This window comes from Herbiconiux sp. VKM Ac-2851 (assembly GCF_013205105.1).
In the GTDB taxonomy this organism is placed as follows: domain Bacteria; phylum Actinomycetota; class Actinomycetes; order Actinomycetales; family Microbacteriaceae; genus Herbiconiux; species Herbiconiux flava.
The window spans coordinates 269,690-282,999 of sequence record NZ_JABMLJ010000002.1; the positions used below are offsets into that span (position 1 = coordinate 269,690).

The following is a 13,310-nucleotide window of genomic DNA, read 5'->3' on the forward strand; positions in this document are numbered from 1 at the left end:
TGCATTTGTCTGGCGCAGCACACTTGCCGCATGACCGCCACTCGTTATTTCTACCGCCCTCACCGACCCGGGCCCCCACCCCAGAGTCGTTCCGCGGCGCGTGTGCGCCTGACAGGGCCCGTCCTGGGCATCCTCATCCCGATGATCGTCGGAATCCTTGCCGTTTCGGAGCTGCGGGGCGGCGCGGCCGCGGTCGGTGCGTTGGTCGCCACGGTCGTGGGCTGTGGTGCCGGGATGCTGCTCGCCCGCAGCCTGGGCGATGCGGAGCTGAGGGGCAGCGGCCAGGTCTTCGTTATCGGCCTCTTCGCCGTCGGCGCAGGGACCCTGCTCCGCCTGCTGCCGCTGGCAACGGGTTTCGAGATCACCGTCGCGCTTCCGGGTCTGCCCCCGGTAGTCACTTCCCCACTTGCCTCCATCGCGATGATTGTGGGTGCCGGATGCCTCTTATCGGTCGCCGCCGAGGCGGGGAGAGGCTCGGCTGGGCGAGTGGCGCGGGGTTTGCTGTCTCGCCGTACAGTGGCGATCGCGGTGGCGCTGGGCAGTGTTCTGCCCTTCGCCCTGGCGAGTGCGCACGACCTCGGTCCCCTCGTGGTCGTCGCCGTCTCAATCGCGGTGATGACCGCGCGCGCCACAAGCGCTGTGCTCTCGCTGGTGTTCTCCGGCCTCGTGGCAATCTGGATTGCCCTGTTCGTCATCAACACGGTGCCGATCGCTCGCGATCGGCTCGCCGACGTGCTTGAGGGCACATTCCAGCTCGACATCGCCCGCCTCGCTGTCGCCTTTGGCGGATTGTTCTGGGGCGGAGGGATCGGGACGAACTCCTTCGCCGAGAACATCCCGCTCGCTGAGAACGACCACCTGGCCGCCTATCTCGCCGGGAGCATCGGCGTCGTGCCGTTCGCCGCGCTCGTGGCGGTGCTCCTGTGGTCGTTCGGCCGTCTCCTAGCACGCATGGACGACCGAGTAGCGCCCGGAACGGTCATCGCCACCGGCATCGTCGTCGCGTTCGCGATGCAGTCCTGCTGGGCGGTGGCAGGTTCACTCGGCATAGTGGTGCTGAGCGGCATCCCCCTCCCGTTCGTGGCATTGTCGGGGTCTGCCGGCGCCGCCTGGGGGTTCGGACTGGGCTTCGTCATCCGCTCAGGCACGTCCCAGCCACTGGGCTCGCACTCCTTCACCACCCACCGGCTCGTGCGCTCGGCCGTCACCAGCTCCTCGGTGGTGCTGCCGATCGCGGTGGTCGTCGCGGGAACAGTGCTAATTGCAAGCCCGCCGGTCTCGGGCGTAACCGGCGGCTACGCCTCATACGCGGCACGCGGCGCGCTCGTATCTAGCGACGGAGTGCTACTCGCCTCCACCGTCAACGGTGAGCGCGTGCTGGTGGGAGGCGAAGACTACGTCGAAACGATCGGACTCGTCGTGCCGGGAAACCAGTACGGCCTCGAGGCGGCCGTCTCCTCTTTGACAACCTGCGGCGGCGGCGGCGCAGCGGCAGTCTTCTTGTCGGGGGTCGCCGGACCGCGGTGCACGCCTGCGACGGTGGTGACCACACTCGACTCTCGGGTGCAGGCCGCCGTCGTGGCAGCCGTGGAGGCGAGCGCTCCGGCCTCGGCCCTCGTGCTCGATGGTTCGACGGGGAACATCCTCGCCGCCTACAGCAGCGACGGTACGCCTCGGCCCGAGACCTCCGGATTGATCACCGGAGCCCTCTCAATTGATCAGGTTTCGCCCCTGTTGGATGACAGCCCCTACTTTCCCGCTGTGCTCACCGACACCTTCGCCCCTGGTTCGGTGTTCAAGGTGCCTGTCCTCGCGGCCGCAGCTGAGCACGGAATCCTCGACGCGGAGCAGATAGGAGAAGTAGGCGCCGAGTACCCAGAGGCCGGCGGAGTCACCAACGTATCGGGTGAGCCGTGCCCGAGTTCCGACATCGTCACGGCGCTGGAGCTCTCGTGCAACACCGTTACGGCGGCGGCGGCGGCGGCCCTCGGCCAACCGGATTTGTTGGAGGAGTTGCGCGAGCACTTCGCCTTCGACACCGGGGACCCGATCATCATTGACGGCCTCGAGATTCCGGGCGGCACTACCGGATTGAAGCAGCAGCTCTCGCCCGAGGCGTTCGCTAGAACCAGCGTCGGGCTGGAGAGCGTGCGCACGACGCTGCCCCAACTCGCGCTCTCATACGCCATGCTGGTGAACGAGGGTGCGCCGGTGCAAGCCCACCTGGTTCAAGGTGTCTGCGACGACGGTGCGAGGGAGCCGTCTCGGATCGACCCCGAGTCGAGCGTGCTCGGCACCCCGCTGGCGGCGGAGACCGTCGCCGCCATCCGTGAGGGGATGCTCGCCGCCGCGCAGTCAGGCACGGCGGCCGCGATCGGGGACGGACTGACAATTGACGATGACCGGCCGCTGCTCGCCAAGACCGGTTCACCCGATCGCTCGGAGAACGGGGTGACCATCAGCGATTCGCTCGTGGTTGCTATTCTGGGCGACGTCGTCGTCGTCGTCCGGGTCGAGGGAACGCCGTCACGTCCAGCCCCCCAGCTCGATGCCCCCGCGACCGGCGTCGCGCACGACGTACTCGGGTTTTTGACCGAATTGCCGGAGGAGTCGTCGTCGCAGTGCGGGGGGAACCAGGGATGAGCACGTCGAACGTCATGAAGGCCACCGATCGCCTCGAGACCATGGCGGTCGAGTTGCGCACGTTCGCGGGCGGACGTGCGGTCGAGCTCGTCGAGCGGTTCGAACTCGCCGCCGATCAGCGCCGCACCCTCGGTGCTTTGAAGCCCGGTCACAACGAAGACGAGTCACGGTATTTTCGGTGGCGCCCTACGTACTTTGAGGGGGTCGACCCACTGAGGATCTCCTCGGAGATCGTGGTGATCAGCACTGAGCGGTTCGGGGCAATGATCCAGGTGCGGTCCAGGAGTGACAGGCTCTTCCACATCACCGTGGGCGCGGTGCCTCTGGTGGGACGGCAGGCGCAGGACGCCGCCGCCTACCCTGTCGACTTCCGGCTCACACCCGAAGCCGTAGTGCAGATCGTCGCGCGCAGCAGCCACAATCCCCGTGGGGTACAGATCACCCTCCGGCCGGGGCTCACGGTCGCGACGAAGGTGAAGACGCTCCCGCTCGAGCCCGTTGCGAACAGATCGACTGAACGTCTGCGCCAGGACTGGTGGCTAGTGGCGTTGGCAAAGCGGAGGGCATGGGTGGACGATTTTCGGCGTGCTGTGGCGATCGTGTCCATCACGATGGCGGATGAGGGAGCGAATCCTGACTTCAGGCCCGCGCTCGAGCAAGCTGGGATGTCTGGAAAACGCGTCAGCTACATGCTGCGCGAAATGCACGCTTCGCTGTATCTGTCAGCGTCGACTACCCCGGACAAGGCGCGGGCCAGGCAGCAACTCTTAGACGATCTCGGCATCGGCGAGTTGTTCCGAAGGAGTTCCGGTGGAGAGGCGGTGGGGATGCGAGAGTACCGCATCAGCTCGAGTCCGCGCGAGCTGTATCCGCTCATCAACGCCCTGCTGCAGGCACAGGTGATCGTTCCCGGCGACTTCGAGGAGTTCGCTCCCGGGGTGGAAAGTCGTTTCTGATGGCGCGCCGATCGATGCACATCGACGCGGCGTCGGCCACACGGCAAGGAGGTCGAACGAGCCAGGAGGACTTCGTGAGGTTCAGTACCGATCCCGGACTGACCTCGCGCTCACTGAGTTTCTACGCCACAGTGTGCGACGGCGTCGGCGGCGGACCGGACGGGGCGCGCTGCAGCGCCCTCGCTGGCCGGCTCGCCTTCGACTCGCTGGCGACGTCCGCACATCATCGCAAACGGCTCGTCGACCACCTCAGCGGGCTTCCGGCGGAGATCAGCCGAGCACTCTCTGCGGCGGCCGACGAGCCCATCAATCCTCTCGACCGGGCTGCGGCGACGACCTTTGCCGGGGCCGTCGTTGTCGACGGCATCGCGTGGGTGGCTACCGTTGGTGACTGTCAGGCCGTGGTTGTTCGCGGCGGTGAGGTCCTCGAGGCCTCCACTCCACACAATCTCTGGGCGCAGAGCCTTCTAACGAGGCACAACGATCTTCCCGCTTCTAATTCCGCCACCTACCTCGCAAGCACGCTCACCCGCCGACTCCGTGCCGACAACCGGTTCGCCGTCCCGACGGCATCCCTACTCGTCGTTCCACTCGCCGTCGGCGACTGGTTGATGGTGAGCACCGACGGAGTGCACGAGTCGTTGGGGTTGGCCCGAATGGCGCAGATCGTCGACGACGCGACTGCTGATGCGAGCGTCCAGGCGGTCGCCAATGCACTCGTGGACAGCGCGGTCAGCGTCGCAGGGCCAGAAGCCGATAACGCCACCGTGGTGGTCGCCGCCCTCGGAAGGGATCGCACATGACAGACAAGCCCCGTCCGACTGCATCTCCCGGCAGACGGGTGACATTCACCATGGCCGGGGTCGACCGCACCGTCATTGTCGGTCGGCCGCTCAACGACCAGAAAGAAGCCGGACCGTGGATCTTCGAGGCCCACGCGATCGACGCGCATGGCGATCGCGTCGACCCGGCGGAGTTCGTGGTCAAGGAGGGCCAGAAGCGCAACGATGCGAGCATCAATCGCATCACGGTCGAGAGAGCGGTTTACGAGTCGATCGAAACGGTGCGATCGGCTGGCGGCTTTCGCGATATCGCCGTGCTGCGGTACTACGGTTCCGAGAAGGGGAGCGACCCCGCAGATCCCTCGATGAACGAGCTCCTTCTACTGGAACGAGCTCTCTTCTCGCTCGACGAGCTCTCGACCTCGACCGCTGCCGAGGTGGAGACGCTGCTGGAGCGCACGGGTGCGCGCGATCGCGACGGCGAGCTGGGCACGGGCGCCGAACTCCTTGGTTCCGTCTGCCGGGACATCGGAACGCTCGCGGCCGCGGCCGTCGGCCGCACGCTGCTTGCCTTCGACCGAGCGCCGGAGAAGGCGTTCGAGTACCGGGCCCACCGCGACATCAAGATCGACAATCTGTTCGTGGTAGAGCGCGACGGCTCCTTCGAAGTCGTTCTCGGTGACTTCGCGCTCGCCTATCTGCCGAAGCACTTGGCCACGCCCGGCGATCGGCTGAGCAGGCACGTCGTGGCCCCCGAGCAGTACAGGAACCCTCCGCCCGAGCCGGGTACCCAGACCGATCTCTGGGGGCTCGGCATGGCGCTGTGGACGCTATTCCACGCCAATCTGACGCCCTACCGCCTGAACGGCGCGGAATGGCTCAGCCTGAACGGACTCTCACGGGAACAGCTCGGCGAGTCTTCACCGCTCGCGACCGACCTCTGTAAACATGATCGCCGTGCGGGGTGCGTTCTCAGCCTGGATGACGAGGGGCGCTCGCCCGCGCACGAGCTCGCGGCCGCGCTGATCAGCAGCCATCGCCACAACCGCTCACGCACCGCTGTGATGGCTGACGCGATGCCAGAGCTCGAGGAGTCGGCAACACAGATCATCGCCCGGGTCCGAGAGAGCGGCGTAGGAGCCGATGATCCCACTGCAGACCTCCTGGCGCGGTCGCTCCGAATCATCGCCCCCTCACTGCGCGAACGCGCACTCTCGTCGAAGGAGCAGGAGGCCGCGGAGTGGCGGCCCGAGGAGCGGCACGGCGGCCCCGCCGCCGCGGTCGTACAGAAGCGGTCAAAGGGGTCTAAGCGGGCGGTTCGAGACCCGGAGCGCCTGCAGAAGCGCCGCGCACTCCGGCGCCGGATCGTTACGGGAGCGGCTGAAGCCCTCGTCTCTAGCGGGCTGCATGCACTCACGATCATTGCGGTCGCCCTGCCCATGGTGGCGATCGTGCTCGCCGCAGGCTGGGCCGCGCCGCAGATGCCCCTTCCAAGTGCCGCGGTCGATGTGCTCCTACGCTCAGTCTTCGCGGGCGTATTCACGGTGCTGAGCGTCCTTCTTGCTCTGCTCTGCCTGCGGCGACGTCTGCGACTGGGGAGAAGTCAGCGGCGATATTTCCGGCGCTCTCGCCGCTCATCGCGGGATCTGCGACGTCGATGGGTGACGATGGTGACGACCGGGGTACTGACCGTGCTGGTGGCGGCCGGGTTTGTCGTCTTCGTGCTCGGCCTACCGCTCGGCGTGTTCGACTGGCTGCTGATCGCCTCAGGCGGCCTACTGGCCGCAGGCATCAACCGGGCCTCGCGGCTCGGTGATGCGCGCGGTGCGCCTGTATCGGATGGTTCGAGCGCACGTCCGATAGGCCAGTCACGTGGGGGGCTGCTTGTGACGGGAGCGGCCGCGATGATTGGAGCCGTGCTCGTGATCGGCTCTGCGGCGACCCCGGCCTATGCATCGGCCCTCCGCAACCACGTCGTGACTCCTACTCTCGTCGGATCCGTGCCGGGCATGCCGCTCAGCATCCCCGTCCTGATCAACCCGCATGCGATCGCGACGAACTCCGTCGGGGACATCGCGCTGGTCGATCGCGTGGGTGTGGGTCGCGACGTGATCTGGAATGTCCCGGCCGACGGCACACCAGCATGGAAGGTGCTGTCGACGTTCGGTTGGCGCAGCCCAACCCCCGACATGAAGGTGCCGGCCGCAACGGAGCTCAGCGACGTGCAAACGATGCTGAGCGACATCACGGGACCGTCGACCGGTGACCCCGTCCTGTCGGTGGAGAACCTCGCCTTCATCGACGACAGCTCGCTCGCGCTTGTCGGTGTAGACGGTGTGACCCGCGTCGACCTCGACCGCGACGGCGGGTCGAAGACGACGCGGTTGAATGATGCAGTCACGCTCGCCATGCCCGACGGCATCGATGCTGAGATCTCTATCGTCGGATCGACCATTCACCTGCTCGAAATGAAGGCGCCTTCGCTGGACCGCCAGGTTCCGTACTGTTTCTCAACTGGTTTGGCAGAGCGGGATGAGAACGGCGAAGCGATTTTTGAGTCACCTTCGGGGCCTTACGTGCGGCTCACCGGGTCACCGACGCATTGGACTATGACGCTCGCCGGCGACGACCTGCAACCGGTGCTCTCGACAGAGGACGGTGACGAGTGTCTCGATGCCGTGTACGCCTTCTACGAGTCGCAGGGCGGCGGGGGCACTGTAGTAAACCACCGGAGGTCCGACGACAACAATTCGTACGCAATGTTCTTGAAGCCCTTCCGTAGCGGCGACGAGCAGCAGGCCGACGCTCTCACTGTCGGCACCTACATCCGTGACATGGCAGTGATGGAGGACGGCCGGGTGCTCGTAAACACGGACAACTGCCTGGGGGCGTTCACGCTCAGCGAGTCGGCACCGCCCCGACCGACAATGGTTGAGGAGGGCCAGCTGCCTGCCCCGCTTGACCCCAACGCGGATCCACCGAGCCAAGAAATGCTTGACGCCAGAAAGGCTGCCAACGAGAGATGTGGCACGTCGGCTTCGCCACTGTTCAGCGGGCTGGCCGAGCCCAGGGAGCAGGAGTCGAGCGACGATTGCGTGCTGCAAGCGAGGAACACCGCGCAACTCGTGTACTCGGCCTCACAGTGGAAGCCGATGGCATTGAGTTCCGACGGTACCAGCGCGGTCGTGATTTCCTCGGTGGACAAAGGGTGTACCGCGATTCCCTGGAAGCTGCGCACTTCGGGCACCGTGATGTCATGGGATGCTGTCGGCGACATCGCCACCCAGTCACGGTACGCCTCCAACTGGACGCTCGGCACAACATCGGTCATGAGCGCCTCCGATCCCAGTGTCGGCAACTCCGTAGCTTGGTCGGCTCCCGCTTACGGCCGAATCCACTCCTCCTACCGTTCATCAACAGCGGACTCATTCAACGGCTTCCCACCGTTCTCGGACCGGCCCATCATCCAGCGCACGATCGGCGGATTGACCTGGACGCTCGGCACCACCCTGCCCGCGGATGCAAGCGATGACGCCATAACGGAGGAGACAGGGGAAATCACCCAGTTGATAGTCACTCGTCCCTCGGCCGACAAGTCGACATCAAGCACGGCGAGGTACACCATTCCCGGGCTCCAGGACATCACCGCCGACGGCGACCACGTGGTGGTGGCCCGATGCGGGCAGGTCTGGGACATCGACACCAACGCCGTGGTCGCGCATGATGCCGATGGCGACTACCCGCTCGACGACCTCGCACCCACCGTCATCGCCGGGGCCGCCGCCGACCCAAACGCCAGCTGCGGGGCACCGCTCGGTCCCGCGCTTGAAAGTCAGTCGACCTTGATTGGATCGTGGGTCGCTCCCCTCGCCGTCAGTGCCAACAGCGCACCGGCCGGACACTGTGGTGATTCCGAGTGCAAGTTCGCCTTGATCGCGATCGCCGAAGCCGCAATGTTCGACGGCGTGGCGACGAGTCGAGTGCGGATCATCGACCGCAACAAGGACGCCATCTCCACTGCCGGCATCCTCGATGGAGCCAAGCAGCGCAAGACCACCCCCGAATCCCCACTCGCTGGCGACCTTAGTCAGCTTGGGCTGGTTCCGACCGACGTGGCGCTCGACGACGCAGGTCGAATCGCCGTCTCCACGGCGACTGCTAAGGGCACGGGTCCGCTAATCGTGATCGATGGGGATCGGCGATCGATCGTGGACGCCGGAACCGGAGTGCAGGTGACGGGGGCCGCCTGGTCGGATACTTCGGCCGACGACGATCTGGTCGTAACCGACGGCACTCGCGGCGACCTGCTGATATTTGAGTTGTCAGCCTCGGCGACCTCGCACTAAGTGCGGAGAACCGGCTAGCGGGCTCATCGAGACTGAATCCGTCGGCGCAGATCGCGCCCACGGAGAGGGAGTCATGAGTTTTCGAGATGCAGGCTTGCTGGTTGAACAGGTGGCCGAGACGGATGGTCCCGCCAGCCTCGGGCTGGTTCTGGTGGGCCTGGCAATCGCGGTGTTCGCCGCGGTCGCCGTTATCGTCATGGTGAAGAAGGGAAAGGCGCCCGAGGTGGTCACCGGGCTCGGCAACGCCCTGGCGAACACTCGCGTCGGACGTTTTCTGCAGCTGAAAGGAGAGCCGGAAGTGGCGAACCTGGCCAAGCAGGCCGGCGTCGAAGCAAGTGACCAGCTGCGGCAGACGACCCTGCTCTACTCGCCGCTCTCTCTTGCGCTTCCGGGCCACCTGCTTGTGGTGGTTCCTCATCCGGTGTGGCCCCACTTCGTCGACAGCCACCGCCTGCTTGAGGGAGCAGTCGTCGAGGGTGCCCGCGCGGGATTTGTACAGGCCCGCGTCGAGCTCAAGCGACTCGACTACCCCAAGGCCACTGTCGCCGATCTGAACCGATTCGAGAAGATCGCAGGAGAGCTCGCGCTTACTCTGGTGACCCCGACCATCCGCTACACCCCCGCAGATTCGAACCGGGTGTGCGTGTTTCTGGCGGAGACGCCGCAGACGGCCCTCGGGATCGCCGCCCGCGAACTCGGGGTGGGCGTAGCCGAATTCGGGTCTCCGGTGGCCACACCGGCTGAATTCGTGCAGCCCTACGAAGACGCCGCCGCCTTCGACTGGCTCCTCCCTGATACGAAAATGGAGGTGCCGACCACGACGTTCTTTCGCCCCTCAGAGGTGCCTGAAACCCGTGCGGCGACCGGCGCCGGAGCCGCAACCGTTCCGCTGGTGATGACCGAGGCCCGCGTCCGGGCATCGAGCAGTACCGGCCAGGAACCCCTCATCGCCCGTCTCCTCAAGGGTGAATCGGTGCGCATCGGCCGGAGCACCCGGAATGATCTGGTGATCGTAGATGCCGAGCGATCGGTGAGCGCCGTGCACGCCGTGCTCACCCTGATCGACGAGAGCCACATCTCCATCGAGTCGCTCGGGCGCACGGGAACTTGGGTCACGAACGGGCCTCTCACGACCCGCATCACGCTTGGTTCCACTGAGGCCTTCGGGCTGCCAGCGATGGTCGTGCTGGGAAACGCCAGCACCTGCATCGTCGAGATCGACAGGGCCGGGAGCGCCTGAGTTCGGCATGGTCGTCGACGGTGTGATGGATGTAGGCGCGGCTGGCGCCCGAGCAGTTCTTCCACCACCGGTGTCATCGGCTTGCAACAAATCCACTCCGGAAACGGCTGCCCCGGGCCGCGCGTTCGGACTCGAGGCGGGCGCGGTCAACCTACTCCAGGGCCTCGGTCCTTGTCCGCGCCCGGGGTGGGGGCCGCTTCGCTCTCGAGGCGTCCGCGGCAGTACCGGGACGTTTGGACAGTGGATCACCTGACGCGCCGAAGCCGCCGTGGATGGCCCGCCAGGTGTGTTCGGAGATCCCGGCAGCGCGAGCCTCGTCTGTCATCTCGGGGATGACCGGGCGGCCACTCGCGCGGCGCGACGGTGCCGATTCCGCCGGCACTGTACCGTCGCCGCCGGCGTATTGAGGGAGCCGTGACTGAACATCCAGCAGGGGTCGAGCGGTGGCCGCGGACAGCTGCTCCACGCGCTGCGTGTGGCCCAGCTCAGCGTGCATGCCAGAGATCGCGTCGACCGCTTTCATCAGCTGCCGGACCAGCATCACCGTCTTGATCGGTGTGCTCGAGCTCGACGCTTGAGCAAGCAGCAGAGCGGCACCCATCATCGACCCGGAGTCCGCCGTCTTCGGCTTCGACCGGTTCGCGCGGATCTGGCCGCTGCGGGCAAGTTCCCGAGCCATGTCGGCCAGCGGGCCCGGTGTTGGCTCGACCTGACGTGACCACGCCGCGAACACTCCCGCCGTGTCGCGAGCGGCGTGCGCCCACGCTGCCTGATCGTTAAGCGGCACCTCGGACAGGCGCTGCACCGACCTGGTGAGATCCGCCGAGTACGCCTCCCACATCGGCTCCGGCATCGGCCGCTCGGCACGACGGGGACTGTCCTGGGGGCGGGTGCCACGGCGCCACTCGTCGGCGCTCTCCTGAGCGTCCGATACCGTGTCCGGCCACCCCTCGCGAAGCCTCGGCAGGGTCAGGTCGCGAGCAAGCCGGCCACCACCGTACCAAGCTGCCTGATCACCCGGGCCCGGCCGCATCGCCACCGAGTACCGACGACGACATCGGTGGTTCCGGTGGCGAAGCGGGGACGGATGAGTGCTCCTTCGGCGCGGACCGCGCGCACGAAATCTGCCTCGGAGCTGCTGCTGATCGCCGCGGCGCGCACGATGCGCTCGAGCTCACGACCCGCCGGCTCGACCCGCTTGGCCTTCTCCGCGATCGCCCGCCCAGCGGGAACCTCACCGCGTTCGCCGTGGCCGATCCCGCGCGAATCGAGGACCTTCAAACCGTGCTTCTGCTCAAGCTCCGCGCACACCGTCTGCGACCTACTCCGAGATGATCTCCGCGCCGGCCGCAGCCGCCCCAACACCCACCCTCAATCCGGCGCTGCAGCACATCGCCCATCTGAACAAGCTCAACTTCCCCACACACCCTTCACAGCTCGGACAGATCTCCGAGCCGCCAAAGGCAGCAGCCAACACCCGCCCGCCCGCCATGCTGAACCGCGACACCGACAAGAGCCGAGGGATGTAGCCCCACACCCGATGCCGGGCCACATCACATGCCGCCCGGCATCGAGTCGGCACGCACGAGAGGCCCGGACTGGGACAGCACGGATGCCGCCCGTGAGAGTGAGGCGCGGTCAGTGGGCCCGCCCAGTTTCCGGGTCCCGTATTCGGCGGCCATAGAGGTCGATTGCAGTCATGTAGTTGAGCACGGACGCTCTCACGGCTGTTGCGATGGTGTCGGTTTTGCTTGTCATGACAACGTTGATGGTTCCGTCGTCGTTGTCTGATTGTTGTTCGATTTTCATGGTCGACATGGCTCGCATGAGGGAGGGGTGTGTGAGACCGCTGACCTCCATCCATACGAGCTCGCCGTGGCTGGGTGGTAGCCCGACGGCAGCGGTCGCATCTGCGACAATTTCGCCATATCCCACGCGCCGGCTGTCCATTGGGTTGGGAATCCCGGCGCGTGCGGCGTGGTCTGCGACGCGGGAGTTGTGGCGTTTTTTCCACCGTTCGAATTCGCGCTCGGATTTGCCGAGGACCGCTCCACTGACCTTGAGTCGGTCTCGAGCTTCCGATGCCTGTTTGAGTGCGAACTTGCGGAGCACGGTCTCTTCGTAAAGTTCGCGTGCGTAGTTCCTCAGATGGTTGCGGATGCGGTCTTCACGCTCGTCTGGGTGGAGCACCCAGAGGGCGAGTGACGATGCTTCCAGAGCCGCACGCGCAAGTGGGTAGCTCGCGACGAATGGGGTGGGGTAGTCCGTATCACCGCTGTGTTGCTGGTGGAGTGCCCGGAGATTGTCTGAGGCGAAGTTCAGTGCGAAGTGGACTCCGCCGGTTAGGTGCCGGCCCTCCGTCGCCCTGTCGTCGAGTCGAAGGTCCGAGTTGGGATGAGGTTCGGTTTCGCTCAACACTTGCCATCGTTCCATCAGCTCTGGGATTTGACGCAGATGAACCCGGAACCGCTCTATCTCGTTCAACTCGGCTTCACCGACGACGGGTCTCGTTCGGAAGCCGTAGGTCCCTCCACTGCTGGTCACGGTCAGATTGTGTCACCCTCCGCCGGTGTGGGGTGATTAGTCAGGCTGCAGCGGGTCGGCGGGTGGGTGTGTCTTCCCAGGGTCGAAAGGTTGTGGCCTGGTTCTGGGCGTAGAGCTCGTCGCGCTGCTGCTCGAGCACTGCAAGAGGGACGCCCGACTTCTGGGCGGGGCGGGGGTTGTACGCTGCCCGGTAGTAGCGGTCTGCGTCAGCGTTGGCGCGCTCGAGGTCGTTTCGGAGCTGTGCGATGAGGCGGGCGTCCTGCTCGAGGTAGGTGTCGGCGAGGGCGAGTTCAGTGTTCTTGTCGGCGATGCCCTCGCAGTAGCCTGCGGCGTAGAGCTGGAGCTCGCGGGGGGTGAGGTCAGCGATGTTGATGTCCATGGTGTCTGCTCCCTTCAGGCGGTGAGTGCGTCGATGAGGTCGGGTCGAAATCCGGACCATGCGGCAGTGTCGGTGATGACGATCGGCGCCTGCATCCCGACCCGGGTCTTGAGGTCTTCGATGACCTCTGCCGGCTGCTCTTCGAGCGCGAGGATCTCGAACTCGATGCCCGCGTCGGTGAGGGCGCGCTTGGTGGCGAAGCAGGGGCCGCAGAATCCCTTTGTCTTGCTGTAGACGATGACGTTCATTGCTCTCTCCCTTTCCTCGTTTTTTTGCCGTGGAGGCACGTAGTGCTGACTAGGGTGATGGCCCGGAATGCAACCCGGAGGGCGGTGGGGGAGAGAATTTCGGCGCGAAATAAGGGAGCCGCAGGCGACCGCGTGCCGACAATCTCGGAGGAGCCGGCCGCGCAGCGGCTTG

11 protein-coding genes are annotated in these 13,310 nt (G+C 65.9%); 6 read left to right on the forward strand and 5 right to left on the reverse strand.

The window, feature by feature from the left end; genetic code table 11:
* Positions 1-141 precede the first annotated feature (141 nt).
* The 5 genes from HQQ85_RS07920 to HQQ85_RS07940 all read left to right on the forward strand — a co-directional run bounded on the left by HQQ85_RS07920 (position 142) and on the right by HQQ85_RS07940 (position 9,967).
* Positions 142-2,643: a penicillin-binding transpeptidase domain-containing protein gene (locus HQQ85_RS07920; protein WP_173181996.1), complete on the forward strand. Its 2,502-nt coding sequence runs from the start codon at positions 142-144 to the stop codon at positions 2,641-2,643.
* A complete protein-coding gene (locus tag HQQ85_RS07925) occupies positions 2,640-3,599 on the forward strand; it encodes a hypothetical protein (RefSeq protein WP_173181997.1) in 960 nt (319 codons plus the stop codon). The genes HQQ85_RS07920 and HQQ85_RS07925 overlap by 4 nt, the downstream gene beginning before the upstream one ends.
* 74 nt (positions 3,600-3,673) lie before the next feature.
* Positions 3,674-4,402, forward strand: coding sequence for a PP2C family serine/threonine-protein phosphatase (locus HQQ85_RS07930; RefSeq protein WP_173181998.1), 729 nt, complete (start codon positions 3,674-3,676; stop codon positions 4,400-4,402).
* A complete protein-coding gene (locus HQQ85_RS07935; RefSeq protein ID WP_173181999.1) occupies positions 4,399-8,727 on the forward strand; it encodes a protein kinase family protein in 4,329 nt (1,442 codons plus the stop codon). Before HQQ85_RS07930 ends, HQQ85_RS07935 begins: the two co-directional genes overlap by 4 nt.
* Before the next feature lie 73 nt (positions 8,728-8,800).
* Entirely contained in the window at positions 8,801-9,967 is a 1,167-nt protein-coding gene (locus tag HQQ85_RS07940; protein WP_173182000.1) for an FHA domain-containing protein, read from the forward strand.
* 151 nt (positions 9,968-10,118) lie between these two features.
* On the opposite strand, the gene HQQ85_RS07945 is transcribed toward HQQ85_RS07940, so the two are convergent.
* Positions 10,119-10,820 (reverse strand): hypothetical protein, encoded by a 702-nt coding sequence (locus tag HQQ85_RS07945; RefSeq protein ID WP_173182001.1) that lies wholly within the window; start codon positions 10,818-10,820, stop codon positions 10,119-10,121.
* 116 nt (positions 10,821-10,936) lie between these two features.
* Complete coding sequence (locus HQQ85_RS07950; RefSeq protein WP_173182002.1) at positions 10,937-11,248, reverse strand: hypothetical protein; 312 nt, start codon at positions 11,246-11,248, stop codon at positions 10,937-10,939.
* Between the two features lie 50 nt (positions 11,249-11,298).
* Between HQQ85_RS07950 and HQQ85_RS07955 the strand changes: the two genes are divergently transcribed.
* Entirely contained in the window at positions 11,299-11,496 is a 198-nt protein-coding gene (locus tag HQQ85_RS07955) for a hypothetical protein (protein ID WP_173182003.1), read from the forward strand.
* Positions 11,497-11,605: 109 nt separating this feature from the next.
* On the opposite strand, the gene HQQ85_RS07960 is transcribed toward HQQ85_RS07955, so the two are convergent.
* From HQQ85_RS07960 to HQQ85_RS07970, 3 genes are read right to left on the reverse strand one after another with little or no spacing between them, the layout of a single operon-like run.
* Positions 11,606-12,511 carry a hypothetical protein gene (locus tag HQQ85_RS07960; RefSeq protein ID WP_173182004.1) on the reverse strand — a complete coding sequence of 302 codons (906 nt, stop codon included), beginning with the start codon at positions 12,509-12,511 and terminating at the stop codon, positions 11,606-11,608.
* Positions 12,512-12,551: 40 nt separating this feature from the next.
* Positions 12,552-12,890: a hypothetical protein gene (locus tag HQQ85_RS07965; RefSeq protein WP_173182005.1), complete on the reverse strand. Its 339-nt coding sequence runs from the start codon at positions 12,888-12,890 to the stop codon at positions 12,552-12,554.
* 14 nt (positions 12,891-12,904) lie between these two features.
* A complete protein-coding gene (locus HQQ85_RS07970) occupies positions 12,905-13,138 on the reverse strand; it encodes a glutaredoxin domain-containing protein (protein WP_173182006.1) in 234 nt (77 codons plus the stop codon).
* Between the last annotated feature and the right edge of the window lie 172 nt (positions 13,139-13,310).